The sequence below is a fragment of the Ruoffia halotolerans genome (genome assembly GCF_014049385.1).
Lineage (GTDB): Bacteria > Bacillota > Bacilli > Lactobacillales > Aerococcaceae > Ruoffia > Ruoffia halotolerans.
The window spans coordinates 1-1,013 of sequence record NZ_JACAOA010000069.1; the positions used below are offsets into that span (position 1 = coordinate 1).

The 1,013-nt window shown below is 42.7% G+C and carries 1 protein-coding gene; it reads left to right on the forward strand.

Annotated features, from left to right (window positions below; all coding sequences use genetic code 11):
- Positions 1 to 115: 115 nt before the first annotated feature.
- Positions 116 to 1,013 (forward strand): ISL3 family transposase (locus tag HW423_RS10945; RefSeq protein ID WP_218931900.1); only part of this gene is annotated, 898 nt, incomplete at its 3' end.

The window sequence follows — 1,013 nt, forward strand, 5'->3', positions numbered from 1 at the left end:
TTCTATAATTTTTAGTGTTGGTGAGAAATCACCAGCACTATTTTTGTATACACAAAAAGCCAGTGATTTCCGTTATGATGTAAGTACGACCAAACACATAAGAAAGGAAATCGACATGGCTTACTTACATTCTACCGCTCTTTTACTAGGAATTAAAGACCCTCACATTAAATTAACGCATGGTTTACAAGAAGAATCCTATGGAGATGTTCAACAATTTCGTCCATCGGCTCAATCGGCTTCCCTTGACATGAAGGGGTCCCATCGAAAAGTCCTCACGGTGACGGGGCATCTCGATCATCTGCCTCAAGCCTGTTCTCATTGTGGCTGTCTAAATCAAAGTAGTCACGATATCATTCGAAACGGTACGATGAATTCCGTTGTTTTATTGGGACAATACAACTTTCAACCTGTCTATTTAAAGTTAAAGAAACAACGCTATTTGTGTAAACATTGCCGTCGGACCACAGTGGCCGTCACTCCCTTAACTCGTCGGCATTGTTTTATTTCTAATGCGGTGAAGTATGTCATCATTGAAGAATTAGCTCAGATGCAGTCCATGACCTTCATCGCCCAACACCTGAATGTTTCAACTACAACGGTCATCCGTCAATTAATAACCTATGGGGACAACCTAAATCCTAAGCCTAGCCGCTTACCGTCCCACTTGGCGATCGATGAATTTAAATCGGTTAAAAATGTGCCCAGGGCAATGTCGTGTGTGTTAATGGATAACGCGACACATCAAATGGTGGATATCCTTGAAGACCGAACTCAAGGGTATTTAAGGGATTATTTCTTACGGTTCTCACTGGAAGAACGGCGGCAGGTGAAAACCATCACCATGGACATGTATTCCCCTTATCGAGACTTTTTACCGCGGTTATTCCCGAATGCCCATGTCATTATTGACCGCTTCCATATCGTTCAGCTCTTAAACCGAGTGTTAAATTCGTATCGCATTCGGGTTATGAATCGGCTACGCTATACTCAGCCCCGGGATTATACCAAGC